At 71.9% G+C, this 26,989-nt stretch carries 19 protein-coding genes; 10 read left to right on the top strand and 9 right to left on the bottom strand.

The features are described 5' to 3' along the window. The first annotated feature begins 62 nt into the window (after positions 1-62). The 3 genes from ACFYXA_RS13680 (at position 63) to ACFYXA_RS13670 (ending at position 4,590) form a co-directional block, all read left to right on the top strand. Positions 63-2,102 carry a TerD family protein gene (locus ACFYXA_RS13680; RefSeq protein ID WP_389032111.1) on the top strand — a complete coding sequence of 680 codons (2,040 nt, stop codon included), beginning with the start codon at positions 63-65 and terminating at the stop codon, positions 2,100-2,102. A 268-nt stretch (positions 2,103-2,370) separates the two neighbouring features. Continuing rightward, positions 2,371-3,369, top strand: a complete 999-nt coding sequence (locus tag ACFYXA_RS13675) for a TerC/Alx family metal homeostasis membrane protein (protein WP_352252737.1) — start codon at positions 2,371-2,373, stop codon at positions 3,367-3,369. A gap of 120 nt (positions 3,370-3,489) precedes the next feature. After that, on the top strand, positions 3,490-4,590 hold the full coding sequence (locus ACFYXA_RS13670) for a calcium:proton antiporter (RefSeq protein WP_389032106.1): 1,101 nt from the start codon (positions 3,490-3,492) through the stop codon (positions 4,588-4,590). Here ACFYXA_RS13670 and ACFYXA_RS13665 read toward each other — a convergent pair. After that, complete coding sequence (locus ACFYXA_RS13665; protein ID WP_389032103.1) at positions 4,580-5,884, bottom strand: MFS transporter; 1,305 nt, start codon at positions 5,882-5,884, stop codon at positions 4,580-4,582. The genes ACFYXA_RS13670 and ACFYXA_RS13665 overlap by 11 nt on opposite strands. Positions 5,885-5,946: 62 nt before the next feature. Then, positions 5,947-6,993, bottom strand: a complete 1,047-nt coding sequence (locus tag ACFYXA_RS13660; protein WP_389032100.1) for a S66 peptidase family protein — start codon at positions 6,991-6,993, stop codon at positions 5,947-5,949. A gap of 85 nt (positions 6,994-7,078) precedes the next feature. Between ACFYXA_RS13660 and aroQ the strand changes: the two genes are divergently transcribed. Then, positions 7,079-7,552 carry a type II 3-dehydroquinate dehydratase gene (gene aroQ, locus ACFYXA_RS13655; protein ID WP_352252729.1) on the top strand — a complete coding sequence of 158 codons (474 nt, stop codon included), beginning with the start codon at positions 7,079-7,081 and terminating at the stop codon, positions 7,550-7,552. Between the two features lie 25 nt (positions 7,553-7,577). On the opposite strand, the gene ACFYXA_RS13650 is transcribed toward aroQ, so the two are convergent. The 5 genes from ACFYXA_RS13650 to ACFYXA_RS13630 form a co-directional block, all read right to left on the bottom strand. After that, positions 7,578-8,342: an amino acid ABC transporter ATP-binding protein gene (locus ACFYXA_RS13650; protein ID WP_352252726.1), complete on the bottom strand. Its 765-nt coding sequence runs from the start codon at positions 8,340-8,342 to the stop codon at positions 7,578-7,580. Continuing rightward, entirely contained in the window at positions 8,339-9,283 is a 945-nt protein-coding gene (locus ACFYXA_RS13645) for an amino acid ABC transporter permease (RefSeq protein ID WP_389032095.1), read from the bottom strand. Before ACFYXA_RS13645 ends, ACFYXA_RS13650 begins: the two co-directional genes overlap by 4 nt. Continuing rightward, positions 9,280-10,164, bottom strand: a complete 885-nt coding sequence (locus ACFYXA_RS13640; RefSeq protein ID WP_389032092.1) for an ABC transporter substrate-binding protein — start codon at positions 10,162-10,164, stop codon at positions 9,280-9,282. The genes ACFYXA_RS13645 and ACFYXA_RS13640 overlap by 4 nt, the downstream gene beginning before the upstream one ends. Positions 10,165-10,451: 287 nt before the next feature. After that, a complete protein-coding gene (locus ACFYXA_RS13635) occupies positions 10,452-11,108 on the bottom strand; it encodes an MBL fold metallo-hydrolase (protein ID WP_352252718.1) in 657 nt (218 codons plus the stop codon). Positions 11,109-11,117: 9 nt separating this feature from the next. Next, on the bottom strand, positions 11,118-11,804 hold the full coding sequence (locus tag ACFYXA_RS13630) for a maleylpyruvate isomerase family mycothiol-dependent enzyme (RefSeq protein WP_389032088.1): 687 nt from the start codon (positions 11,802-11,804) through the stop codon (positions 11,118-11,120). Between the two features lie 223 nt (positions 11,805-12,027). On the opposite strand from ACFYXA_RS13630, the gene uvrA reads away from it, so the two are divergent. Further along, positions 12,028-14,949, top strand: a complete 2,922-nt coding sequence (gene uvrA / locus ACFYXA_RS13625) for an excinuclease ABC subunit UvrA (protein WP_352252712.1) — start codon at positions 12,028-12,030, stop codon at positions 14,947-14,949. Between the two features lie 100 nt (positions 14,950-15,049). On the opposite strand, the gene ACFYXA_RS13620 is transcribed toward uvrA, so the two are convergent. Both ACFYXA_RS13620 and ACFYXA_RS13615 read right to left on the bottom strand, forming a co-directional pair. Next, a complete protein-coding gene (locus ACFYXA_RS13620; protein ID WP_389032083.1) occupies positions 15,050-15,970 on the bottom strand; it encodes a carbohydrate kinase in 921 nt (306 codons plus the stop codon). 69 nt (positions 15,971-16,039) lie between these two features. Then, positions 16,040-17,011, bottom strand: a complete 972-nt coding sequence (locus tag ACFYXA_RS13615) for a hypothetical protein (protein WP_352252820.1) — start codon at positions 17,009-17,011, stop codon at positions 16,040-16,042. A gap of 241 nt (positions 17,012-17,252) precedes the next feature. Between ACFYXA_RS13615 and uvrC the strand changes: the two genes are divergently transcribed. The 5 genes from uvrC (at position 17,253) to ACFYXA_RS13590 (ending at position 26,973) form a co-directional block, all read left to right on the top strand. After that, complete coding sequence (uvrC, locus tag ACFYXA_RS13610) at positions 17,253-19,304, top strand: excinuclease ABC subunit UvrC (protein WP_389032079.1); 2,052 nt, start codon at positions 17,253-17,255, stop codon at positions 19,302-19,304. After that, positions 19,301-20,386, top strand: a complete 1,086-nt coding sequence (gene rapZ / locus ACFYXA_RS13605; protein ID WP_389032076.1) for an RNase adapter RapZ — start codon at positions 19,301-19,303, stop codon at positions 20,384-20,386. The genes uvrC and rapZ overlap by 4 nt, the downstream gene beginning before the upstream one ends. Next, positions 20,383-21,450 (top strand): uridine diphosphate-N-acetylglucosamine-binding protein YvcK, encoded by a 1,068-nt coding sequence (yvcK, locus tag ACFYXA_RS13600; RefSeq protein WP_351099090.1) that lies wholly within the window; start codon positions 20,383-20,385, stop codon positions 21,448-21,450. The genes rapZ and yvcK overlap by 4 nt, the downstream gene beginning before the upstream one ends. Further along, positions 21,441-22,430, top strand: a complete 990-nt coding sequence (gene whiA / locus ACFYXA_RS13595; RefSeq protein WP_130437364.1) for a DNA-binding protein WhiA — start codon at positions 21,441-21,443, stop codon at positions 22,428-22,430. The genes yvcK and whiA overlap by 10 nt, the downstream gene beginning before the upstream one ends. A gap of 1,585 nt (positions 22,431-24,015) precedes the next feature. Beyond that, positions 24,016-26,973 carry a M14 family zinc carboxypeptidase gene (locus tag ACFYXA_RS13590; RefSeq protein WP_389032071.1) on the top strand — a complete coding sequence of 986 codons (2,958 nt, stop codon included), beginning with the start codon at positions 24,016-24,018 and terminating at the stop codon, positions 26,971-26,973. Positions 26,974-26,989: the final 16 nt, after the last annotated feature.

The raw sequence follows: 26,989 nt of genomic DNA, 5'->3' as shown, positions 1-26,989 counted from the left end.
CGGCACACGACAACACCACACACGACCGACGCGACCGACGCGACGCAGGGGGACGACAGGCGATGACGGCCGAGCTGGTGCGGGGACAGAACCACCCGCTTGTCGAGGTCCGCCTCGAGATCAGGGTCTCGGCCGGCACGCCGATCGTGGCGGGGGCCACGCTCGGCGACGAGAACGGCACGGTGCACGGGGTGGAATGGGTGGCCCACCCGGGCTCGCCCCTCCTGCCCGGCGTCGAGGTCTCCCGCCAGGCCGCCGCCGAGCACCGCCTCGCCGTCGACCTGGACGCCGTCGCCGAGGCCGTGCACCGCGTCGGAGTCCTGCTCGCCCTGCCCACGGGCATCGCGGGGCCCACGAGCTTCGGCTCCGTCCCGGCCCCCTTCGTCGCGGTCACCGGCCTCGACGGAACAGAGGTCGCCAGCTACACCATCACCGGCCTGACCGCGGAGTCCGCCGTCGTCGCCCTGGAGCTCTACCGGCGCCAGGGCGCCTGGAAGGTGCGGGCCATCGGCCAGGGCTACGCGGGCGGTCTCGCCGAACTCCTCGCCGACCAGGGCCTGCCGCAGGCCCGGCAGCTCGCGGCCGGCATCTTCAAGGCGGTGGAGCAGGGCATGGCCCGCTCGGTGCCCGCCCCGCCCCCGCTCCCGTCCGACGGCGGCCGCTCCCGGCAGCCCGCCGGCCCCGCCCCCGGACCCGACCAGAGCGACGCTTCCCCCAACGGACAGCACCCCCAGGGCAACCCCGGCCCCTACGGCGGCCCGCCCCCAAGCGGTCCGCAGGGCACACAGCCCGCGCAGCCTCCCGCAGAACCACCGGCCGGCTACGTCACGGGCCCCACCCCCACGAACACGCCGCCCACCCCGCCGCAGACGCCCGCCGGCGGCCCGATCGACTACAGCCACCCGCGCCGGCAGAACACCGCCCCGCCGCCACCGCCCGCCGCGCCCCCGGCCCAGCCCGGGCAGCCCGCGCAGCCCGTCGCGGGCGACGCCACCGGCTGGTCGATGGAGGAGCGGCTCTACAACCAGGTGTGGGGCATGTTCGAGGACCTGGCCCGCACCACGGCCGCCTATCGCAGCGCCGTCGACTTCGCCGACACCCGTATGGAGAAGGAGCTCGACGAGGTCCTGTCGGACCCGCGCAGCCGGATCGGCGGACAGGGCGACGCCGCCCGGGAGACGGCCCGCGCCAAGCACAGCCAACTCGTCGACCAGGCACGTCAGGTGCTGGACCGCGACCTCGCCCAGCTCGCCGCCGAGGCCGACGTGGTGGAACCCGCGCTGCCGCCGGCGTACGCGCGCTGGGACAACCCGGTCTGGCACGCCTACCGCGTCCCCATGGAGATGCCCATGGCCCTACGCCTGGGCGACCTCCACCTGCCCGAGAGCGACGGGCTGCGCATACCGATGCTGATCCGCCTGCCGCTGGAGCGGGGCCTGTGGATCGACAGCGGGCGGACGGGGTCGGTCGACGGCACCTTCTTCGACTCCCACGAGCTGCGCCGCCTCGCCCTGGATTCGGCCGTCGCGCACACGGCACGGCTGCTGGCGGTGCACCCTGCGGACGAGTTCACCGTGCACGTCATCGATCCGGCCGGGTCGGGCGCGCAGAGCCTGGCCCCGCTGGTGCGGGCCGGTGTGCTCGCCGGTCCGCCCGCGGTGGGGGCGGCCGGTGTGACGGACGTGCTCGCCCGTCTCACCCAGCGTGTCGACCTGGTGCAGATGGCGGTGCGCGGCGGTGCGGCCGACTCGCTCCCGCCCGGCTTCGACACCTCCCAGCAGCTCCTGGTGGTCAACGACTTCCCGCACGGCTTCGACGACCGGGCCGTCAACCAGCTGCGCTATCTCGCGGACGAGGGACCGGCCGTCGGCGTCCACCTGATGATGGTCGCCGACCGGGAGGACGCCGCCGGTTACGGACCGTTGCTGGACCCGCTGTGGCGCGGGCTGATGCGTCTGACGCCGGTGCCCGACGACCACCTCGCCGACCCCTGGGTCGGGCATGCCTGGACCTACGAGCCGACGCTGACGCCGCCCGGCAGCCGGGTGCTCGACACGGTGCTGGCGCAGGTCGCCCAGGCCCGCGGGCAACGGAATCCGTAAAGCCCGGTAAAGCCACTCTGACCAGCGGATTTGGCCCTTCTTTTGCCAAGCCCTTTACCAATCCTTGGTGATTGGGATACTGTCTTTCTCAACGGAGGGGAGTACTCCCTGTCTGCTGCGGCGTACCCGTCAATACGGATCTGGTCAGATCCCGGGGCGCCGGCCCGTGTGGTCCCACGCGCTCCGGCGTGCCGGGGCCCGGGGTGGAAGAGACCTCCGGCAGCGCGACGACGCTGTTCACCTGCCGTTACGTACTGCCGGAGGCGCAGTGGATGTTTCAGTGGGCCTGTGGGTCCTCACCATCGTGGGCTTGGCCGCCCTCATCGCGGTCGACTTCTTCATCGGCCGCAAACCGCACGACGTGTCGCTCAAGGAAGCCGGCATCTGGACGATCGTCTGGATCGTCCTCGCCGGACTCTTCGGGCTCGGACTGTTCCTGTTCGGCGGCGGCCAGCCCGCCGGCGAGTTCTTCGCCGGCTTCATCACCGAGAAGTCGCTGAGCGTCGACAACCTCTTCGTCTTCGTCCTGATCATGGCGAAGTTCGCGGTCCCGTCGCAGTACCAGCAGCGGGTCCTGCTCATCGGCGTCCTCATAGCCCTGGTGCTGCGCGCGATCTTCATCGCCGCCGGCGCCGCCATCCTCGCCAGCTTCTCCTGGGTGTTCTACCTCTTCGGCGCCTTCCTGATCTGGACGGCCTGGAAGCTCATCCAGGAAGCCCGGGCCGACGAGGAGGACGAGGAGTTCGAGGAGAACAAGCTGCTCAAGGCCGTCGAGCGCAAGTTCGGCGTCGCCGACCGCTACCACGGCACCAAGCTGTGGATCGAGCAGAACGGCAAGCGGGTCATGACCCCGATGCTGGTCGTGATGCTGGCGATCGGCTCCACGGACGTCCTGTTCGCCCTGGACTCCATCCCCGCGATCTTCGGCCTGACGCAGGACCCGTACATCGTGTTCACGGCCAACGCGTTCGCGCTGATGGGTCTGCGCCAGCTGTACTTCCTCATCGGCGGCCTGCTGAAGAAGCTGGTCCACCTCAGCTACGGCCTGTCGATCATCCTGGGCTTCATCGGCGTGAAGCTGGTGCTCCACGCGCTGCACGAGTCCGGGGTGCACGTCCCCGAGATCAGCATCCCGGTCTCGCTGGGCGTCATCTGCTCCGTCCTGATCGTCACCACGATCACCAGCCTCCGGGCGTCGAAGAAGCAGGCGGCGGCCGAGGAGGCTCAGCGGGCCGAAGGCGCTCCGAAGGACAGCGCCGATGTCTGAGGCGGCCCTCGGAGGCGGCGCCCGGCACCTCGCCGGGCGCCGCCCCCGGCGCCCCACGCTCCGGCCGGCCGTCCCGGCGGCCGGAGTGCGCTGCCCGTACCGCTCTGAGAGCATCGCAGCATGACGGCTCGGCTCAGGTCGGTCACGGTCCGGTGGACGTCCCTCGTGCCGGTGCTCGCGGTCGTCCTGCTGGTCCTGACCTGGGGCCGGGACCTGCCCGGCGTGATCGTCGCCGTCGTGACCGCGGTCCTCGCCGGATCCGTCCTGGCCGCCGTCCATCACGCGGAGGTCGTCGCCCACCGGGTCGGCGAGCCCTTCGGCTCGCTGGTGCTCGCCATCGCCGTGACGATCATCGAGGTCGCCCTGATCGTCACCCTGATGGTGGACGGCGGCGACAAGAGCTCCACGCTCGCCCGCGACACCGTCTTCGCCGCCGTGATGATCACCTGCAACGGCATCGTCGGCCTGTGCCTGCTCGTCGGCTCGCTCCGGCACGGCACGGCGGTCTTCAACCCCGAGGGCACCGGCGCGGCCCTGGCCACCGTGGCCACGCTGGCGACGCTCAGCCTGGTCCTGCCGACCTTCACCACCAGCAAGCCGGGACCGGAGTTCTCCGGCGTCCAGCTCACCTTCGCCGCAGTGTCGTCACTCGCCCTGTACGGCCTGTTCGTGGCCACGCAGACCGTGCGGCACCGCGACTACTTCCTGCCCGTCACCCGGCACGGCGACGTGATCACCGCGGACGACCACGCCGACGCCCCCTCCTCCCGGACCGCGCTGATCAGCCTCGGGCTGCTCGGCCTGGCCCTGATCGGTGTGGTCGGCCTCGCCAAGGGCGTCTCGCCGACCATCGAGCGCGGAGTCGAGGCGGCCGGACTGCCCCCGGCCGTCGTGGGCGTGGTCATCGCCCTGCTCGTCCTGCTCCCCGAGACCATCGCCGCCCTGCGCTCCGCCCGCCGCGACCGTGTGCAGACCAGCCTCAACCTCGCGCTCGGCTCCGCGATGGCCAGCATCGGCCTCACCATCCCCGCGGTCGCCCTCGCCTCGGTCTGGCTCTCCGGGCCGCTCGTCCTCGGCCTCGGCGCCACCCACATGGTGCTGCTCGCGCTGACCGTCGTCGTCGCCTCGCTCACCGTGGTGCCCGGCCGGGCTACCCCGCTCCAGGGCGGGGTGCACCTGGTGATCTTCGCGGCGTACCTGGAGCTGGCGCTCAATCCATAGCCGCCCGCGCCACCGTCGCGGGCGCCGGCCGCGTCTCCGGCAGCAGGGCGAAGCAGCCGAGGCTGAGCAGTGCGACGCCCGTCAGATACGCCCCCACGCCCCAGGGGACCCGCCCGCCGTGCTCGGCGAGAGCCGTCGCCGCGAGCGGGGTGAGCGCGCCGCCGAGGACACCGCCGAGGTTGTACCCGACCGCCGCGCCCGTGCAGCGCACGCGCGGTTCGTACAGCTCCGGCAGATACGCCGCGATCACGGCGAACATCGTGACGAAGGCGATCAGCGCCCCCGCGATGCCCAGGAACATGGGCAGCGGTTCACCGGTCGCCAGCAGCGCGACCATCGGGAACATCCACAGGGCGGCCGCGGCGCACCCGACGAGGCACAGCGGCCGCCGCCCGTGGCGGTCGCCGAGCAGCGCCATCAGCGGCGTCAGCGCCCCCTTGACCACCACGGCGGCCATCACGCACACCAGCATGACGTTCCGGCTCACGCCCAGCCGCTCGGTGGCGAACGCCAGGGACCACGTCGTCACGGTGTAGAAGATCGCGTACCCCACGGCGAGCGCGCCGGCGGTCAGCAGGACGAGCCTCCAGTGGGAGCGCAGCACCTCGACGAGGGGCACGCGCGCGTGGTCGTCGAGCTCCAGGAACCGAGGGCTCTCCGGGAGGGAGGAGCGCAGCCACAGTCCGACCGCGGCGAGCGCTCCCGCCGCCCAGAACGGCACCCGCCACCCCCATTGCGCGAACTGCGCCTCGCTCAGCGTCACCGACAGCGCGAGGACCACGCCGTTGGCGAGCACGAAGCCCACGGCTGGCCCGATCTGGGGGAAGCTCGACCACAGGGCCCGCCGCCCGGCGGGCGCGTGCTCGGCGGTCAGCAGGACGGCGCCGCCCCACTCCCCGCCGAGCCCCAGCCCCTGCAGGAACCGCAGCCCGAGCAGCAGCAGGGGAGCGGCGACACCGATCGTGTCGTACGTCGGCACGCACCCGACCGCGACCGTCGCGCCGCCGGTCAGCAGCAGGGAGACGACGAGGACCGGCCGGCGTCCGTGCCGGTCCCCGACGTGCCCGAAGAGCACCGCCCCCAGCGGCCGGGCCACGAAGCCCACGCCGAACGTGCCGAAGGCGGCCAGCGTCCCCGCCGCGGGGGAGAAGGCTGGGAAGAACAGCGGACCCAGGACCAGTGCGGCCGCGGTCCCGTAGACGAAGAAGTCGTAGAACTCGATGGCCGTCCCGGCGAGCGAGGCGGCCGCGAGCCGCGGCATGGAGGGCGTCCTCATGGTGCGTACGTCGTGCATGCCGCGTCAACTACCCACGGTGACCGCTGGTTACGGGGGCGTGCGGAGGCGCGCCGTCCTCCTCAGTACGTGACGGTGATGCGCCGGGCGGGTCCATCGACGCGCACGAGGCCCCCGTAGGGGATCACGAACTGCGGGTCGGTGTGGCCGAAGTCCACATCGAAGACGATCATGGTGTTGGGGGCATACACACGCATCGCGCGCAGGACGGCGTCGCGCTGTTCGGCCGCGTAGCGGTCGGCGTCCTCGGGGCTGTTGGGGCTTTCGAAGGACCAGGTCTTCGCCCGGCCCATCAGCAGCGCGGAGAAACGCTGGAGCAGCCCGCGCTCGCCCATGTTCCGCAGGACCCGGAAGACCTCCTCGCCGCTCGGCATTTCCTCGGACGTCTCCAGCAGCAGCACCCCCGAGTCGTACTCGGAGAGGTCGTGCGCGATCTCCCGGTCGGCCATGAGCAGCCAGCCGACGATCTCCAGACAGCCGCCCCAACTGCGCCCCTCCACCACGCGGCCGGCGTTCCGCCAGATCCATCCGCCGCCGGGCCGGGTCTCCGGTTCCTCCTCGAAGGTGGCCGGTTCTGCCCAGTCGCGGTTGACGTCGTTCCAGCGTTCGGCGGGCCGGAGTTCGTACTCGCCCGAGGTGAAGAGCGCGGCGCGCAGCGAGTCCGCGGTGAGCGGGTCCATGCGCACGGGCCGGCCCAGCGCGGTCATCACGGTCGCGCCGTGATAGCCGACGATCCCCGTGTTGCGCAGATACATCAGCAGGTTCGTGTTGTCGCTCATCCCGAAGAACGGCTTGGGGTTGGCCCGGATCAACTCCCGGTCCAGGAAGGGCAGCACGGTGATCTGGTCGTCGCCGCCGATCGACGCGATGACCGCCTTGACGTCCGGGTCGGCGAACGCGGCGTGCAGGTCGTCGGCCCGCTGCTGCGGCGTCGCGCCCATCGTGCGGGTGGCCGGGTACTCGACCGGTACGAGCCCGTAGTCCTCGCGCAGCCGCTCCAGGCCCAGTTCGAAGGGGCGCGGGAAGAGGCCGGGCAGACCGGCGCCGGGCGAGACGACGGCTATGCGGTCGCCGGGGGAGGGCTTGGGAGGGTACGAGATCATGGTCATGCCAGGAGGGTATGACCGGCGCCGTGACGCCGCATCGTGATAATCGGGGGAGGAGCAGCCCGCCTTCACCGAACCGGAGGACCCCGTGCCCCGCACCCTGGCCAACGCCCCGATCATGATCCTCAACGGCCCCAACCTGAACCTCCTCGGGCAGCGCCAGCCGGAGATCTACGGCTCGGACACGCTCGCCGACGTCGAGGCGCTGTGCGCGAAGGCGGCGGCCGCGCACGGCGGCACGGTCGACTTCCGGCAGTCCAACCACGAGGGCGAGCTGGTGGACTGGATCCACGAGGCGCGGCTGAACCACTGCGGGATCGTCATCAACCCCGGCGCCTACTCGCACACCTCGATCGCGATCCTGGACGCGCTCAACGCCTGCGACGGCCTGCCGGTGCTGGAGGTCCACATCTCCAACGTCCACCGGCGCGAGTCGTTCCGGCACCACTCCTACGTCTCCCTGCGCGCCGACGGCGTCATCGCGGGCTGCGGCGTGCAGGGATACGTCTTCGGCGTGGAGCGGGTGGCGGCGCTGGCGGGTTCGGCGCAGGCCGACGCGTAAGCACCGGCCTCCCGGGCCACGCCCCTTACAGAGCCCCTGCTCCGGTGCGCCGCAGGAAACGCCGTGTGCGTTCCTGTCGCGGGTCGCCGAAGACCTGCTCGGCGGTGCCGCGCTCCAGCACCACGCCCCCGTCCAGGAAGCAGACCTGGTCGGCGACCTCACGCGCGAAGGCCATCTCGTGCGTGGCCAGCACCATGGTCATGCCGTCGCCCTTCAGATCGCGCACGACGCTCAGGACCTCGCCCACCAGCTCGGGATCGAGGGCCGCCGTGATCTCGTCGAGCAGCAGCAGACGGGGGCGTACGGCGAGGGCGCGCACGATCGCGACACGCTGCTGCTGGCCGCCGCTGAGCCGGTCCGGGTAAGCACCTGCCTTCCCGCCCAGCCCGAGCCGCTCCAGCAGCTCCCGGGCACGCTCCTCGGCCTGCGCGCGCGGTACGCCGTGCACGCGGCGCGGGGCGAGCGTGATGTTCTCCAGCACCGTCATGTGCGGGAAGAGGTTGTAGGCCTGGAAGACCACGCCGATCCGGCGCCGTACCGCGTCCTGGTCCGCGCGCGGGTCGGTGATCTCCTCGCCGTCCAGCCAGATCGCCCCGTCGTCGATGTCCTCCAGCAGGTTGGCGCAGCGCAGCAGCGTGGACTTGCCGGAGCCGGAGGCGCCGATCAGCGCGGTCACCGTGTGCGGGGCGACCTCCAGGTCGACGTCGCGCAGCACCACGGAGCCGCCGAAGGTCTTGCGGACGGACTCCATCCGCAGCACGGGCGAGCCGTCCTGGGCCGTCGCGCTCATAGTGGTCCTCCTTGGGCCCGCTGACGGTCCATCCGGGCCGTCACCCAGTCGGTGAAGCGGGTCATCGGGATGGTCAGCGCCACGAACACCAGTCCCGCGACGATGTACGGCGTGTAGTTGAGACTGCGGCCCACGATGATGTCGGCGGCCCGCACCGCGTCGACCGCCCCGCCGATGGACACCAGACCGGTGTCCTTCTGGAGCGAGACCATGTCGTTCAGCAGGGGCGGCACCTGACGGCGCACGGCCTGCGGGAGCACCACGTGCCGCAGCGCCTGCCGGTTGGTCAGCCCCAGCGAGCGGGCCGCGGCACGCTGCGAGGGGTGCACGGACTCGATGCCGGCGCGGAACACCTCGGCGACGTACGCGGAGTACGTCAGGGTGAGCGCCGTGCCGCCGAGCAGGACCGGGTCGACGGTGACGCCCTGCAGGCGCAGCGCCGGGACGCCCAGCACTACGATCATCAGGTTGATGATGAGCGGCAGTCCGCGGAAGAAGTCCGTGTACGCGGCCGCCAGCGCCCGCAGCGGGAAGAACACCGGGCCGCGCAGTGTGCGGGCCACGGCGATGAGCATGCCGAGCACCAGCACGGCGGCCCCGCAGACGAGCAGCAGGCGTACGTTCAGCCACAGTCCGTCCAGGACCTTCGGCAGCGCCTCGCGCGCGTACCGCCCGTCGAAGAACGTCTCCTTGGTGCGCGGCCAGCCGGGCGCGCTGACCACGACCAGGTAGAGGACGACGGCGGTGACCAGGGTCGACACAGCGGCGAGCGCCGTGGCGCGGCGGGCACGCGTGCGCTTGTAGCGCTCCCGCTCGAGCCGTCGCCGCGAGGGCGTGTACCCGTCGTCCTGGGCGCCCTCGCCGCTGCCGGGCGCCCGTTTACCGCTCTCGTCCGGTTCGCCGGCGTCCTCCGGGCCGGACTGCTCCTCGACGACGGTCACTTGAGGACCGGGGCGTCGACGGCGTCGGAGAGCCACTGCTGCTCGATCTTCGCCAGGGTGCCGTCCGCGCGGAGGGCGTCCACGGCGGACGAGACGCACGGGGTGAGCGCGCTGCCCTTGTCGAGCACCAGCCCGAACTGCTCGGGCGTACCGCCGTGGTTCTCGAACTGGCCGACGACCGTGGCGTCGGTGACCTCGGCCGCGGTGATGTAGAAGGCGGTCGGCAGGTCGGTGACGACGGCGTCGACCTGGCCGTTCTTCAGCGCGGACTTGGCCTGGTCGTTCTTGGCGTAGACGGCGGCGGCCCGCGTCGGCTTCACCACGTCGTCGATGTAGCCGAGGCTGGTGGTGCCGACCTGGGCGCCCAGCTTGAGGCCCTTGAGGTCGGCGATGCTCTTCGCGCCCGCGGCCTTGGAGCCCTTCAGGGCGATGACCGCCTGGCGCACGTCGTAGTAGCCGGAGGAGAAGTCCACGGCCTGCTTGCGCTCGGCGCTGATCGACACCTGGTTGACGTCGAAGTCGAAGGTCTTCTCGCCCGGCGCGAAGGCCTTGTTGAACGGCACGCTCTGCCAGACGACGGCGTCCGCGCCGTAGCCGAGCCGCTTCGCCACGGCGTACGCGACCGCCGACTCGAAGCCCTCGCCGTTCGCGGGCTTGTCGTCCTTGAACCACGGCTCGTACGCGGGCGTGTCGGTGGCGACCGTCAGCTTGCCGGAGGTCTCGGTGGGCAGCGCGCCCTTGGCGCAGGCGTTCTTCGCCGCACCGGACGGCGAGGCGGCGGCCTTCTCCTCCGGTTGCGGTGCGCAGCCGACGGCGGTGGCGAGGAGGGCTACGGTGACGCCGACGACGGCGCGGCGCAGGGTGCGCGAAGCGGGATGCATGGCGGGAGATTGGCAGCGAAATCCGCGTCTGTCGAGGTCAACCGGCCTTTTGTCCGCATGCTGGGAACGGGTGTTGCAGCCGCGTGAACAGCGGCGCGAGCAGGGCCTGGGCCGCCGGCCGAGGGCGGGGAACGTAGGCCGGCGGCCCGTCCGAGCGGGAGCCGTCATCCCGCGCGGGGCTGTGACCAGTTGACCGCGCAACGAGGTGGGGCGGGGAGTGTGCGTACGGCCCCGGCGCGTGCACGTCGTTCACACGGGGCGCGCGAGTAGCAGTGCGCGCCCCTTGCTCACCATCCGCGCGCGTGCCACTCCGGAAGGTGCGGACGCTCGGCGCCCAGCGTGGTGTCGTCACCGTGGCCCGGGTAGACCCAGGTCTCGTCCGGGAGAACGTCGAAGATCTTCGTCTCCACGTCGTGGATGAGGCTGGCGAACGCCTCGGGATCCTTGCGGGTGTTGCCCACGCCGCCCGGGAAGAGGCAGTCGCCCGTGAAGACGTGGGGGTGCCCGTGCGGGTCGTCGTAGACGAGGGCGATCGAACCCGGGGTGTGACCGACGAGATGGCGCGCGGTCAGCTCGACGCGTCCCACCCGGATGACGTCGCCGTCGTCGACCGGCACGTCCGTCGGCACGGGGATGCCCCCGGCGTCCTCGCGGCCGGCGTACGTACGCGCGCCCGTGGCCGCGACCACGTCGGCGAGCGCCTGCCAGTGGTCGCCGTGCTGGTGGGTGGTGACGACGGACGCGATGCCGTCGTCACCGATCATGCCGAGCAGGGTCCGCGCCTCGTTCGCCGCGTCGATCAGCAGCTGCTCGTCCGTGGCCCGGCAACGCAGCAGATAGGCGTTGTTGCTCATCGGACCGACCGCGATCTTGGTGATCATCAGGTCCTTCAGCTCGTGCACGTCCGCCGGGCCGCCGACCCGCACCTCTCCGCTGTACGTCATGTCGGCAGCCTATAGCGGGGGAAGCGCCGGAAGAGTTCCGCCGGACACGGTCAGCGCGGCTCCGTCGCGGCGGCCGGCGAGCCAGCCCAGGAGGTCGGCAGGGGCGCCCGTGACGGCCGTCTCCGGGGCGTCGCCCGGCCGGCCGGTGCGCCACACGCGCGTGCCGTCCGTCAGGCGCGTCGGCGGCACGTCGGGGTGGCCGGCGAACCGGTCCGCGAGGAAGCCGGTCTCCCGCTCGGTGAACTCCTCCGGCAGGTCCTCCAGCTCGTACCCGATCCCGAGGTCCACGTGGTGCAGCTCGACCTCCACCCAGCGCCGGAAGGGCAGCCAGGACGCGGAGTCGGTGATGCCGTTGCGCAGTTCCACCGTGCGCGACCAGTCGCCGGGCACGCCGGTCGCCTCCTGGAAGCGGGCCGCGCTCTCCCGCAGGTCGGTGAGGTGCACCTCCAGCGGGCGCGGGGCGTCCCGCTCGATGTCGGCGTCGCGGGCGGCGGCGTCGACGTACATGGGGCGGCCCGCCAGGACGTTCACCAGGGCGTCCGCGTTGCGGGAGAGGTGGGCGAGGACATGGCCCCGGCTCCAGCCGGGCAGACGGGACGAAGTCGCCACGGACGCGTCGTCCAGCTTGGCGACCGCGGTCAGCAGCCGCTCCGTCGCGTCCTGTACACACAGCAGGTCATGAGCGTGATCCATCATGCTGCTGACCCTAGTCCCGCCACCCCTTCGGGTGAAGGAGGCGAAGAGCGCCCGTAAATCGAATGTGCGTGCTATATGGTCGGAGGCGACGTCGGGCATGCTGGAGAGCCGGGGATTGTTGTGAACCCATGCATCCCGACCGGCGTTGTCAGTGGCTCCCCCTAGTCTGAGAAAGACGGGGGCCCCGCCCCTGTCACTTCTCTCAAGAAAGGTGCGGACCGGCGTGGCCGACCGTCTCATCGTCCGTGGAGCGCGCGAGCACAACCTCAAGAACGTCTCGCTCGACCTCCCGCGCGACTCGCTCATCGTCTTCACGGGCCTGTCGGGGTCGGGCAAGTCCTCGCTGGCCTTCGACACGATCTTCGCCGAGGGCCAGCGGCGCTACGTGGAGTCGCTCTCCTCGTACGCCCGCCAGTTCCTCGGCCAGATGGACAAGCCCGACGTCGACTTCATCGAGGGCCTCTCCCCGGCCGTCTCCATCGACCAGAAGTCGACCTCGCGCAACCCCCGCTCCACGGTCGGCACCATCACCGAGGTGTACGACTACCTGCGGTTGCTCTTCGCGCGCATCGGCAAGCCGCACTGCCCCGAGTGCGGCCGCCCGATCACGCGGCAGTCGCCGCAGGCCATCGTCGACCGGGTCCTGGAGCTGCCCGAGGGCAGCCGCTTCCAGGTGCTCTCGCCGCTCGTGCGCGAGCGCAAGGGCGAGTTCGTCGACCTGTTCGCCGACCTGCAGACCAAGGGCTACTCCCGCGCGCGCGTGGACGGCGAGACCATCCAGCTGTCCAGCCCGCCCACGCTGAAGAAGCAGGAGAAGCACACCATCGAGGTGGTCGTCGACCGTCTCACCGTGAAGGACAGCGCCAAGCGCCGGCTCACCGACTCCGTGGAGACCGCCCTCGGCCTGTCCGGCGGCATGGTCGTGCTCGACTTCGTCGACCTCCCCGAGGACGACCCCGAGCGCGAGCGCATGTACTCCGAGCACCTGTACTGCCCCTACGACGACCTGTCCTTCGAGGAGCTGGAGCCGCGCTCCTTCTCCTTCAACTCGCCCTTCGGCGCCTGCCCCGAGTGCAGCGGCATCGGCACGCGCATGGAGGTCGACGCCGAGCTGATCGTCCCCGACGAGGACAAGTCCCTCGACGAGGGCGCCATCCACCCCTGGTCGCACGGCCACACCAAGGACTACTTCGGCCGGCTGGTCGGCGCCCTCGCCGACGCGCTGGGATTCCGGACGGACATCCCCTTCGCCGGCCTGCCGCAGCGCGCCAAGAAGGCGCTCCTGCACGGCCACAAGACCCAGATCGAGGTCCGCTACCGCAACCGCTACGGCCGCGAGCGCGTGTACACGACGCCCTTCGAAGGCGCCGTGCCCTTCGTCAAGCGCCGCCACAGCGAGGCCGAGAGCGACGCCAGCCGCGAGCGCTTCGAGGGCTACATGCGCGAGGTGCCCTGCCCCACCTGTGAGGGCACCCGGCTGAAGCCGATCGTCCTCGCGGTCACGATCATGGGCAAGTCCATCGCCGAGGTCTCCGCGATGTCCATCAGCGACTGCGCGGACTTCCTGGGCGAACTCAAGCTCGATGCCCGCGACAAGAAGATCGCCGAGCGGGTCCTCAAGGAGGTCAACGAGCGGCTGAAGTTCCTCGTCGACGTCGGCCTCGACTACCTCTCCCTCAACCGCGCCGCCGGCACGCTCTCCGGCGGCGAGGCCCAGCGCATCCGGCTGGCCACCCAGATCGGCTCCGGCCTCGTCGGCGTCCTCTACGTCCTCGACGAGCCGTCCATCGGCCTGCACCAGCGCGACAACCACCGGCTGATCGAGACCCTCGTCCGGCTGCGGGACATGGGCAACACGCTCATCGTCGTCGAGCACGACGAGGACACCATCAAGGTCGCCGACTGGATCGTCGACATCGGCCCCGGCGCCGGCGAGCACGGCGGCAAGGTCGTGCACAGCGGCTCCCTGAAGGAACTGCTCGCCAACAGCGCGTCGCAGACCGGGCAGTACCTGTCCGGCAAGAAGGCGATCCCGCTGCCCGAGATCCGGCGCCCCCGGGACCTGTCCCGGCAGCTCACCGTGCACGGCGCCCGCGAGAACAACCTGCGGGACATCGACGTCTCCTTCCCGCTGGGCGTGTTCACCGCGGTCACCGGCGTGTCCGGCTCCGGGAAGTCGACCCTGGTCAACGACATCCTGTACACGCACCTCGCCCGCGAGCTGAACGGCGCGAGGAACGTGCCGGGGCGGCACACCCGCGTGGACGGCGACGACCTCGTCGACAAGGTCGTCCATGTCGACCAGTCGCCCATCGGCCGCACCCCCCGGTCCAACCCGGCCACCTACACCGGCGTCTTCGACCACGTCCGCAAGCTGTTCGCCGAGACCACCGAGGCGAAGGTCCGCGGCTACATGCCCGGCCGCTTCTCCTTCAACGTCAAGGGCGGCCGCTGCGAGAACTGCGCCGGCGACGGCACCATCAAGATCGAGATGAACTTCCTCCCGGACGTCTACGTCCCGTGCGAGGTCTGCCACGGGGCCCGCTACAACCGGGAGACCCTGGAGGTCCACTACAAGGGCAAGTCCATCGCCGACGTGCTGAACATGCCGATCGAGGAGGCCACGGAGTTCTTCGCGGCCGTCCCCGCCATCGCGCGGCACCTCAACACGCTCAAGGACGTCGGCCTCGGCTACGTCCGCCTCGGCCAGGCCGCGACCACCCTGTCCGGCGGCGAGGCGCAGCGCGTGAAGCTCGCCAGCGAACTGCAGAAGCGCTCCACCGGCCGCACGGTCTACGTCCTGGACGAGCCGACCACCGGTCTGCACTTCGAGGACATCAGCAAGCTCCTCAAAGTCCTCTCCGGCCTGGTCGACAAGGGCAACACGGTCATCGTCATCGAGCACAACCTCGACGTGATCAAGACCGCCGACTGGGTCGTCGACATGGGACCCGAGGGCGGCGCGGGCGGCGGCGTGGTCGTCGCCGAGGGCACGCCCGAGCAGGTCGCCGGCGTCCCGGCCAGCCACACCGGCAAGTTCCTGCGCGAGATCCTCGCGCCGGAGAAGATCAGCGACGCCGCGCCCTCCGCCAAGGCGCCGGCCAAGAAGACGACAGCCCGCAAGAAGGCGGCGGCCAAGCGGTAAGGAGCCCGAGATCCTCGGCGGCCCGCGGGAACTCCCCGCGGGCCGCCGTCCGTTGCCGGCGCACCGCCGCGCGCTCCGGGCGTCCGCCGGCCGACAACCCCTACAGCTCGCCCAGTTCGGATGCGTACGGCGGCTCGGCGCCCGCCCGGGAACAGGTGACCGCCGCAGCGCGGGCCGCGAACCTCAGCAGCCGCTCCCAGCCGTCGCGGCCCAGAGCCGCCACCGCGGCCGGGGACAGCGCGTCGCGCATCGCGAGCCCGTGCAGCAGGGCCGCGTTCACGGTGTCGCCGGCCCCGATCGTGTCCACGACCTCGACCTTCTCGCCCGGCACCGTGTACTCGGCGTACTCGCCGCCGTAGCCGGTATGGGCGGTGAGCCCGTCGCCGCCGTGCGTGACCACGACGGCCGCCGGACCGGCGGACAGCCACTCGCGCGGGGTGCCGCCCAGCCACCGGGCGTCGTCCTGCGACAGCTTGAGCAGGGTCACCGAGGGCAGCCAGCTCTTGAAGCGGGCCCGGTAGGCGTCGGCGTCCGGGATCAGACCGGGCCGGATGTTGGGGTCGAGCGCGGTGAACAGCCCCTGCGCCGCCGACGCCCGCATCAGCTCCTCGTACGCGCTCGCGCCCGGCTCCAGGACGAGCGAGCAGGTGCCGAACGACACCGCGCGCGTCCCGGCGGGCAGCCCGGCCGGCGCGGCGAACAGCCGGTCCGCGGTGCCGTCGACGTAGAAGGAGTAGGCGGCCGAGCCGTCGCCGTCGAGGGTGGCGACGGCGAGCGACGTCGGTTCCGGGCCACGCCGCACCGGCGCGACGTCCACGCCCGAATCGCGCAGCCGGCCGAGCAGCGCCTCGCCGAAGGCGTCCCGGGAGACGCGCGAGCAGAAGGCGGTCGGCGACCCGAGCCGGCCGAGGGCCACGGCCGTGTTGAACGGGCCGCCGCCCGGCGCCGGTTGCAGCGCCGCGAGGGCACCCGTGCCCTGCGGCACCAGATCGATCAGGGCCTCACCGGCGACGACGATCACAGGGTGGTTTCCTTCCACGAAGAGCTCGGTGGCATCAGCGGCTCAGGGACCGGCGGGGCGAGGGCTCGCTCACTCCCAGTCCCAGCCGATGCCCAGCATGCCCGACCGTACCCGCGGCTCGACGAGGTGGACCGAGCGGTGCCGGTGACTGAACGGCAGCTCCTGACGGCCGCTGCGCGGGGCGGCGGGGGAGTGCCGGGAGAAGCGGTGGCAGCGAACCGGCAGCGCGTCCTCGGCGAAACGGACCTGGAGGGCGTACTGGCCGCCCGGTGCGTCGAAACCGCGGACGTACTCGCGGCACGCCCCGGCGGTGCCGTCCCGCACGCCGTAGCGGAAGAGGAAGGTCTCGCCGGCCCGCAGCCGGGTGTCGAAGAGGAGCTCGGCCACCAGGACGCCGGTGTCGTGGTGGCGGCGGATCCGACCGGTGCGGCAGTTCTCCAGGGCCTGCACCGCCATCCGCTCCGGCACGCAGCCGGGGTCCCCGTGGTGGACGGCGACGAAGCGGTCCACGCCGTCGCGGTGGGCCCGCACGATGTGCTGGGACTCGCGCCCGAGCAGCTCGCGGCGCCCGCCGATCCGGACCCGCTCGTGGTGGCCGAGCGTGTGGAGACCGTCGTCGAGAGAGCACTGAAGTTCGACGAACAGCTTCTCCAGGACGTCCGAGGCCGCCATGAGCGCCCGGTAGGAGCGTCCCGCGGGCTGCCCGGCGGCCAGATCCGCGCCGGTCTCCGTGAGCAGCCGGATCAGCGACTCCTCCGGCAGCCGCAGGATCTCCTCCAGCGCGCGCACGGCCCGCAGGGATTCCGGGCGCTGCGGTCGGCGAGCGCCCTGCTGCCAGTAACTCAAACTGGTGACGCCGACCTTGACCCCGTGCCGCGACAGATGATGCTGCACACGCTGCAAAGGCAGCCCCCGGGCCGCGATCGCGGCCCGCAGGGCGACGTGGAAGGGGCCGCCCCGCAGGGCCGCTTCCAGATCCGCCACGGCGTCCGCGGCGGTGGACTCGGCGTCGGCGTCCACGTGCTGAGGGGCATGCGGCATGCAGGGGCCTTTCTGTGAATGCGCACGACGGCTGGTCAGACCGTTCGCGTGGGTGGCCGGGCACCCCAGGAGGGCGCGGGACGCCTTCACATCCGTAGGGCGTGCTTCACCACCCGAGTTCCCCCGCATTGAAGCGTGTTGACCAAGCCCCGACAACACCCGGGCGAAGGAACGTGACGCACCCGCCGCGGTTGTCCACAGCCCGGCCGGACTGTCACCGCGCGCCAGTAGGGTGTGAGACATGGCCGACCCCTCCAGCTACCGCCCCAAGCCGGGACAGATCCCGGACTCCCCCGGGGTGTACCGGTTCCGCGACGAGCACCGCCGGGTGATCTACGTCGGAAAGGCGAAAAGCCTGCGCCAGCGCCTGGCGAACTACTTCCAGGACCTCGCGGGCCTGCACCCGCGCACCCGCTCCATGGTCACCACGGCGGCGTCCGTGGAGTGGACGGTGGTCTCCACGGAGGTGGAGGCGCTCCAGCTGGAGTACTCGTGGATCAAGGAGTACGACCCCCGCTTCAACGTCAAGTACCGCGACGACAAGAGCTACCCCTACCTCGCGGTGACGATGAACGAGGACTTCCCGCGCGTGCAGGTGATGCGCGGCCACAAGAAGAAGGGCGTCAGGTACTTCGGCCCGTACGCGCACGCGTGGGCGATCCGCGACACCGTCGACCTCCTCCTGCGCGTCTTCCCCGTCCGCACGTGCTCCGCGGGCGTCTTCAAGAACGCGTCCCGCACCGGCCGCCCCTGTCTGCTCGGCTACATCGGCAAGTGCTCCGCGCCCTGCGTCGAGAGGATCTCCGCCGACGACCACCGCGACCTGGCCGAGGAGTTCTGCGACTTCATGGCCGGCCGCACCGGCGCCTATCTGCGGCGGCTGGAGCAGCAGATGGCGCAGGCGGCCGACGAGATGGAGTACGAGCGGGCCGCCCGTCTGCGGGACGACATAGAGGCCCTGCGCAAGGCCATGGAGAAGAACGCGGTCGTGCTCGCCGACGCGACCGACGCCGACCTGATCGCGGTCGCCGAGGACGAGCTGGAGGCGGCCGTCCAGATCTTCCACGTCCGCGGCGGACGGGTGCGCGGCCAGCGCGGCTGGGTCACCGACAAGGTAGAGGAGATCACCACCGGCGCCCTCGTCGAGCACGCCCTCCAGCAGCTCTACGGCGAGGAGTCCGGGGACGCGGTGCCCAAGGAGGTCCTGGTCCCCGCGCTGCCCGACCCGGTGGAACCCGTGCAGGAGTGGCTGACCGGGCGGCGCGGCTCCGCCGTCTCGCTGCGCGTCCCGCAGCGCGGCGACAAGCGGGCCCTGATGGAGACCGTCGAGCGCAACGCCGAGCAGGCCCTGGTCCTGCACAAGACCAAGCGCGCCTCGGACCTGACCACACGCTCGCGCGCCCTGGAGGAGATCGCCGAGGCCCTCGACCTCGACAGCGCCCCGCTGCGGATCGAGTGCTTCGACATCTCCCACCTCCAGGGGGACGACGTGGTGGCCTCCATGGTCGTCTTCGAGGACGGGCTCGCCCGCAAGAGCGAGTACCGCCGCTTCCAGATCAAGAGCTTCGAGGGACAGGACGACGTCCGGTCCATGCACGAGGTGATCTCCCGCCGGTTCCGGCGCTACCTCGCCGAGAAGGAGCGCACCGGCGAGTGGGCCGACGGCGACCCTGCCCTCCCCGACGGCGCCCTCACCGAGGAGGACGGCCGCCCCAAGCGGTTCGCCTACCCGCCCCAGCTCATCGTCGTCGACGGCGGGCAGCCGCAGGTCGCGGCCGCCCGCCGGGCCCTCGACGAACTCGGCATCGACGACATCGCCGTCTGCGGCCTCGCCAAGCGACTGGAGGAGGTCTGGCTGCCGGACGACGACGACCCGGTCGTCCTGCCCCGCACCAGCGAGGGCCTCTACCTCCTCCAGCGCGTCCGCGACGAGGCCCACCGCTTCGCCATCACCTACCAGCGCTCCAAGCGCGCCAAGCGGTTCCGCGCCGGCCCCCTGGACGACGTGCCGGGCCTCGGCGAGACCCGCAAGCAGGCCCTGGTCAAACACTTCGGCTCGGTGAAGAGGCTGCGTGCCGCGACGATCGAACAGATCTGTGAGGTGCCCGGCATAGGCCGAAAGACGGCCGAGACGATCGCCGCGGCCCTCGCCGAGGCGGCTGCGCCCGCGCCCGCCGTGAACACGGCCACGGGAGAGATCATGGAAGAAGGGGAACCCGGTGACACGGCGGGTCCCCCCGGGGAGCCCGTCGCCGCGGGCGTCCCGGAAGAACGACGGGGGCAGGAGACATGACCGAGCACGACGCACACCCCACCAGCGGACAGGAACGACCCCCCACGCCGGCGCCGCCGGCCCCCGGACAGCCGCCGCGGGCCCCCCAGCAGGACCCCAGCGTGTCCGGCGCGCGACCCGACCCGCACAATGCAGGTCACGACGACGCCGAACAGCAGGCGCGTCAGGAAGACGGAGCACAGGTGAGCACGGACGTCACACCACCCGGGATCCCCGACGCGGCCATCCCCGAGCTGGTGATCATCTCCGGCATGTCCGGGGCCGGCCGCTCGACGGCGGCCAAGTGTCTGGAGGACCTCGGCTGGTTCGTCGTCGACAACCTCCCGCCCGCCCTGATCCCCACCATGGTGGAGCTCGGCGCCCGCTCCCAGGGCAACGTGGCGCGGATCGCCGTCGTCGTCGACGTCCGCGGCCGGCGCTTCTTCGACAACCTCCGCGAGTCCCTCGCCGACCTGGAGTCCAAGAGCGTCACCCGGCGGATCGTCTTCCTGGAGTCCTCCGACGACGCCCTGGTGCGCCGCTTCGAGTCCGTGCGCCGCCCGCACCCCCTCCAGGGCGACGGCCGCATCGTCGACGGCATCGCCGCCGAACGCGAGCTGCTGCGCGAGCTGCGCGGCGACGCCGACCTGGTCATCGACACCTCCAGCCTCAACGTGCACGAACTGCGCGCCAAGATGGACGCCCAGTTCGCCGGCGAGGAGGAGCCCGAGCTGCGGGCCACCGTGATGTCCTTCGGCTTCAAGTACGGCCTCCCCGTCGACGCCGACCTGGTCGTCGACATGCGCTTCCTGCCCAACCCGCACTGGGTCCCCGAGCTGCGCCCCTTCACCGGCCTGAACGAGGAGGTGTCGGCGTACGTCCTCAACCAGCCCGGCGCCAAGGAGTTCCTCGACCGGTACGCCGAGCTGCTCCAGCTCGTCGCCGCGGGCTACCGCCGGGAGGGCAAGCGCTACGTGACCATCGCGGTGGGCTGCACGGGCGGCAAGCACCGCTCGGTCGCCATGTCGGAGAAGCTCGCCGCGCGCCTCGCGGCCGAGGGCGTGGAGACGGTGGTCGTGCACCGGGACATGGGACGGGAATGACGGGACGCACTCCGCGGCTCGGCCGGCTGCGCAGGACGGCGTCCGAGGGGCGGGTGAGCCGGCCGGCCGAGGCCCGGGGCGGCAGACCCCGCCGCCGCGGCGCCCAGCCCAAGGTCGTCGCGCTCGGCGGCGGGATGGGCCTGTCGTCCTCCCTCGCCGCGCTGCGCCGGATCACCGGCGACCTCACCGCCGTCGTCACCGTGGCCGACGACGGCGGCTCCAGCGGGCGCCTGCGCGACGAACTGGGCGTCCTGCCGCCCGGCGATCTGCGCAAGGCGCTGGCCGCGCTGTGCGGCGACGACGACTGGGGCCAGACCTGGTCCCGGGTCATCCAGCACCGCTTCCAGTCGCAGGGCGAGATCAACGGCCACGCGGTCGGCAACCTGCTGATCGTGGCCCTGTGGGAGCAGCTCGGCGACCATGTGCAGGCGCTGGACCTGGTCGGCCGGCTGCTGGGCGCGCACGGGCGTGTGCTGCCCATGTCGGCCGTCCCGCTGGAACTCCAGGCGCTGGTCAAGGGGCACGACCCCCAGCGCCCCGACGACGTGGACACCGTGCGCGGACAGGCGACCGTGGCGCTGACGCCCGGCGAGGTGCAGTCGGTGCACCTCGTGCCGCACGACCCGCCGGCCGTCCCGGAGGCGGTGGAGGCCGTCCTCGACGCGGACTGGGTCGTCCTCGGGCCCGGCTCCTGGTTCTCCTCGGTCATCCCGCACCTGCTGGTGCCGGAGCTGCTGGACGCGCTCACGCAGACCAAGGCGCGCCGGGTACTCTCGCTGAACCTCGCACCGCAGCCGGGAGAAACCGACGGCTTCTCCCCGCAGCGTCATTTGGAGGTTTTGGGACGACACGCCCCTAAACTCGCCCTGGACGTGGTGCTGGCCGACGAGGCCGCCGTGCCCGACCGCGACTCTCTCACCGACGCCGCCAAACGGTTCGGGGCCGCGGTGGAGCTGGCGCCGGTGGCCCGGCCCGACGGAACTCCGCGGCATGATCCGGAGCTGCTGGCCGCCGCGTACGACCGTATTTTTCGGATGCATGGAAGGATCGGCCCATGGCGATGACGGCAGCGGTGAAGGACGAGATCTCCCGGCTCCCCGTCACCCGTACCTGCTGCAGAAAGGCGGAGGTCTCCGCCATCCTGCGGTTCGCCGGCGGCCTCCACCTGGTGAGCGGTCGGATCGTGATCGAGGCGGAGCTGGACACCGCGATGGCGGCCCGCCGGCTCAAGCGGGACATCCTGGAGATCTTCGGCCACAGCTCGGAGCTGATCGTGATGGCGCCCGGCGGTCTGCGCCGCGGCTCCCGGTACGTGGTACGGGTGGTCGCGGGCGGCGACCAGCTGGCCCGGCAGACCGGCCTGGTCGACGGGCGGGGCCGCCCGATCCGCGGTCTGCCGCCGCAGGTGGTCTCGGGGGCGACCTGCGACGCGGAGGCGGCCTGGCGCGGGGCGTTCCTCGCGCACGGCTCGCTCACCGAGCCCGGCCGGTCCTCCTCCCTGGAGGTCACCTGCCCCGGGCCGGAGGCCGCGCTCGCGCTCGTCGGTGCGGCCCGCAGGCTGTCCATCGCCGCGAAGGCCCGTGAGGTGCGCGGGGTCGACCGGGTGGTCGTCCGTGACGGCGACGCGATCGGCGCGCTGCTGACCCGGCTCGGCGCGCACGAGTCGGTGCTGGCCTGGGAGGAGCGCCGGATGCGCCGCGAGGTGCGCGCCACGGCGAACCGGCTCGCCAACTTCGACGACGCCAACCTGCGCCGGTCCGCCCGCGCGGCGGTGGCCGCCGGGGCCCGGGTGCAGCGCGCGCTGGAGATCCTCGGCGAGGAGGTCCCCGAGCACCTCGCGGCGGCCGGCCGGCTGCGCATGGAGCACAAGCAGGCCTCACTGGAGGAGCTGGGTGCGCTCGCCGATCCGCCGCTGACCAAGGACGCCGTCGCCGGCCGCATCCGCCGGCTGCTCGCCATGGCCGACAAGCGCGCCTCCGACCTGGGCATCCCGAGCACGGAGGCCAACCTCAGCGAGGAACTCGCCGACAACCTGGTGGGCTGACCACCCCTCGGCCGCCCGCCGCCCGCCCTGCCCCCACGCCCCGTTACGCCACCGCAGACCCCCACAGGCGGTGGTCCCCACGGGCGGAAGGTCGTACGGGCGGTGGCACACCGGCGGAGGGCTTACCGGCGGAAGCCTCCACGGGCAGTGGGCTTACCCCGTGCGGCAGCCCCCACGAGCGGAAGGCCCTACGCGGTGGCCCCACCAGCGGAACGCCACACGGGCGGTGGGCACATCGGCGGAGCGCCCCACGTGTAGTGGGCTTTCCGGCGGAGGGCCTCACGGGCGGTGGCCGACGCGGCGGTGGGCTTACCCGGTGCGGCAGCCCCCACGAGTGGTCGGCCCCAGGAGCGGAAGGCCCTACGGGCAGTGGCCTTGCCAGCGGAACGCCTCACCGGCGGCGGCCCAACCGGCGGTGAGCACACCGGCGGCGGGCTTACCCGGCGGAGGACCCCACGTGCGGTGGGCTTATCGGCGGAGGGCCTCACGGGCGGTGGCCCAACCGGCGGTGGCCCAAGCGGCGGTGGGCTTACCCGGTGCGGAAGCCTCCACGAGCGGTCGGCCCCACGAGCGGAAGGCCCTACGGGCGGTGGCCTTGCCAGCGGAACGCCTCACCGGCGGCGGCCCAACCGGCGGTGAGCACACCGGTGGAGGGCTTACCCGGCGGAGGACCCCACGTGCGGTGGGCTTATCGGCGGAGGGTCTCACGGGTGGTGGCCCAACCGGCGGTGGCCCAACCGGCGTGGGTATACCGGCGGTGGCCCCACGGGCGGTAGGCCCCACCGGCGGAGGGCCGTCCGGCACTGCCCGGCACAGCGCATGCCGGCACCGTTCCCCACCGGTGCTGTGGCTGCCGAAGCGGCCAGGTCTGGTCGACTGGCCCGGTTCCAGCGTCGCTGTCCCGGCGGCAGCGGGCCTCCCGTGCGGTCGCGTACCTAACGGCCGCCGCCGCATAGTCGTCCCCGCCGGCGTTGCGCAATCGGCCAGGCCAAGCCTCCGGCGCGGCCCGGCTGCCCGGAAGCGGTCAGGCCTGCCGGCCCGTCAGTCTGCTGGCCCGTGAGATATGCCAGTCAGTCCGTCAGATCTTCTGCTGGTCACATCAGTTGGTCCGTCCGGCCCGCCGACACACGCAGGCCGACATCGTCCCCCCACCGTCCCCCGCCGTCGTCCCTCAACCGGTCCTTGTCCGCCGGACCGGCCGAACCCGACTACCCCGTTCCGTGGCCGCCGGACCGGCCGAACCCGACCACCGCGTTCCACGGCCGCCGGACCGGCCGAACCCGACCACCGCGTTCCACGGCCGCTGTCCCCGGCGGGACCGCGGCCGCCGAGATACCGGGCCGCCTGCCCGCGCGGTAGCGCCCGGCGAACAAGCCCCACCCCTCACCTCGCCCCTGCCACATCACCTCACCCAGCCACCCCACCCCGCCCCAACCTCACCCCCACCCCAACACACCCCACCCCCGCCCCACTTGGGCCGGTAACCGGTGTGTTCACACACCTTGAGGCACCCTTGACTCGATCAAGAACTGACATGAGCCTGGCATCTGTTCGCTGTTGCGGCGAACCCACACCAGGGGGGTTCATGAGACGTAGAGCGAGATCGATCCTCGCTGTCGGCGCGCTCCTGATCGGCGGAGCGAGCCTCGCGCCCATCGCCCAGGCACAACCCGGGAGTCCGGCGAAGGACACCGACGCGGACGAAATCAAGGTGTTCCGCGCCGAGGTCACCAAGAAGCAGATCCCGCTGCTGCTGGCGGCCGGTCAGGACGGTCACGAACTCAGTGAGCGGGCGCCCGCGCGGGGCACCGCGACCGTCGAGGTCTACCTCACCGACAAGCAGGCCGAGAAGCTGGAGCAGCAGGGCGTCCCGCTCACCGAGCACACCCTGTCCGCCAAGGCGGAGGCCCGCGTGCAGGCCGCCTCCGACGGGGTGTTCCGGCCCTACAGCGGCAAGGGCGGCCTGAAGGAGGAGATCCTCCGCACCGCCCAGGAGAACCCCGGCCTCACCAAGGTCGTCTCCATCGGCAAGACCGTCGGCGGACAGGACATCCTCGCCCTCAAGCTCACCAAGGACGCACAGCGGAGCAAGGACGGCTCCAAGCCGGCCACGCTGTACATGTCCAACCAGCACGCGCGCGAGTGGATCACGCCGGAGATGACCCGCCGGCTGCTCCACCACTACCTGGACAGCTACTCGACGGACCAGCGCGTCAAGAAGATCGTCGACACCACCGAGCTGTGGTTCCTGCTGTCCGCCAACCCGGACGGCTACGACTACACCTTCCAGAGCGCCGACAACCGCCTGTGGCGCAAGAACCTGCGGGACGTCAACGCCGACGGCGTCATCGGCACCGGCGACGGCGTCGACCTCAACCGCAACTTCGCCTACAAGTGGGGCTACGACGACGAGGGTTCGTCCCCCACCCCCACCAGCCAGACCTATCGCGGCCCGGGCCCGAACTCCGAGCCCGAGACCAAGGCGCTGGACGCCTTCGAGAAGCGCATCGGCTTCGCGTACGGCGTCAACTACCACTCCGCCGCCGAACTCCTCCTCTACGGCGTCGGCTGGCAGGTCGCCACCGACACCCCGGACGACGTCGCCTACAAGGCGCTCGCCGGCACCCCGGAGAACTCCGCGATCCCCGGCTACCACCCGCAGGTCTCCTCGGAGCTGTACACCACCAACGGCGAGGCCGACGGCCACGCGGCCAACGTCAACGGCACGGCGATGTTCACCCCCGAGATGTCGACCTGCCAGACGGCCTCGAACCTCGTCCCGGACGACCAGTGGAAAGCCGCCGACTGCCAGTCGGTCTTCAACTTCCCGGACGACGAGAAGCTGATCCAGCAGGAGTTCGCGAAGAACATCCCCTTCGCCCTCTCCGTCGCCGAGAGCGCCGCGCGCCCGGACCGGCCGAAGTCCTCGGTCGGCCTGACCGCGGCCGACTTCACCCTCGCGCCCTTCACCACGTCGTACTCGCGCGGGCACAAGCAGGAGGTCTCGGTCGTCGCCCGCAAGGCGATCCGCGACAAGGAGCTCAAGTACCGCGTCAACGGCGGCCCGGTGCACGACCAGAGACTCAAGTCCTGGAGCGGCGGCGAGACCTACGGCGGCGCGGACGACCTCTACTTCGACGAGTACCGCGCCAAGGTCAAGCACGGCGAACCGGGCGACAAGGTCGAGGTGTGGTTCACCGGTGAGGACGAGGGCGGCGCGCAGGTCTCCAGCGCGCACTTCACGTACACGGTCGCCGAACTGCCCAAGGCGGACACGCTGGTCGTCGCCGAGGAGGGCGCGGCCGCCACGCAGGCGCAGACCTACGTCGACGCGCTGAAGGCCAACGGCCACAAGGCGGTCGTCTGGGACGTCGCACGGCAGGGCGTGCCGGACGCGCTCGGCGTGCTCGGCCACTTCGACACCGTCGTCCACTACACGGGCGCGAGCGCCCCGGGCAACCCGACCCAGCTGGAACTGCGCGCCTACCTCAACGAGGGCGGCAAACTGATCGAGGCGGGCGAACTCGCGGGCGGCAACGTCGACCTGGGCGACGGAACCCCCTCCAACGACTTCAGCCAGTACTACCTGGGCGCCTACACCCGCACCTCCCTGCCCGCCGCGACCGCCTTCGAGGGCACGGGCGCGCTGGCCGGCTCCGGCGGACCGCTGGGCGCGGCGCCCGGCAACCCGCTGAACCAGGCGGGCTCGTTCAGCGTCACCTCCGAGACCCTGCCCGTGTCCCGTTTCCCGCAGTTCGCGAGTGCGGGAGCGGGCCGCTACCCCGGCACGGTCAACCCGTTCGGGCCCTACGAGGGCTCCTCCATGGCCGCCGTCACCCACAGCGACTACGCCTGGAACCGCCTCACCCGCACGATCGACCTCACCGGTGTGAGCGCGTCCCAGAAGCCGGCGCTGCGGACCCGGCTGCTGTGGAACACCGAACCGGGCTACGACCACGCCGTCCTGGAGGCGCACACCGCGGGCGCCGACGACTGGACGACGCTGCCGGAGGCCGGCGGCGCCACTGGCACCGCCGTCCCCGCCGAATGCGAGGCCGGGTACCTCCTCCAGTCGCACCCCGCGCTCAAGCGGTACCTGACGCTCAGCGGCGGCGCCTGCGCGCCGACCGGCACCAGCGGCTCCTGGAACAGCTTCACGGGCGCCTCGGCCGGCTGGCAGGACGTGTCCTTCGACCTGTCCGCCTACGCCGGGAAGTCCGTGGAGGTGTCGCTCTCCTACATCACCGACCCCGGCTCCGGAGGCCGTGGCGTGCTCGCCGACAACGCCTCCGTCGTCGTGGGCGGAAACGCGGTGCAGACCGAGGGCTTCGAGACGTCGCTCGGCGCCTGGAGCGTGCCCGGCCCGCCCGCCGGCAGCCCCGCCGTCGTCAAGGACTGGGCGCGCAGCGGAGCCCTGTTCCAGACGTACGCGGCGGTCGCCACCGACGACACCGTGCTGCTGGGCTTCGGACTGGAGCACCTCACCGCCGCCGCCGACCGCAAGGCGCTCATCGGAAAGGCCCTCGCATCACTTGATCGGTGACGCACCGGTCAACTCC

Source organism: Streptomyces sp. NPDC002566, from assembly GCF_042889585.1.
In the GTDB taxonomy this organism is placed as follows: domain Bacteria; phylum Actinomycetota; class Actinomycetes; order Streptomycetales; family Streptomycetaceae; genus Streptomyces.
Note: the sequence above shows the minus strand (reverse complement) of the source record. Positions and strands in the feature narration are given on the sequence as shown.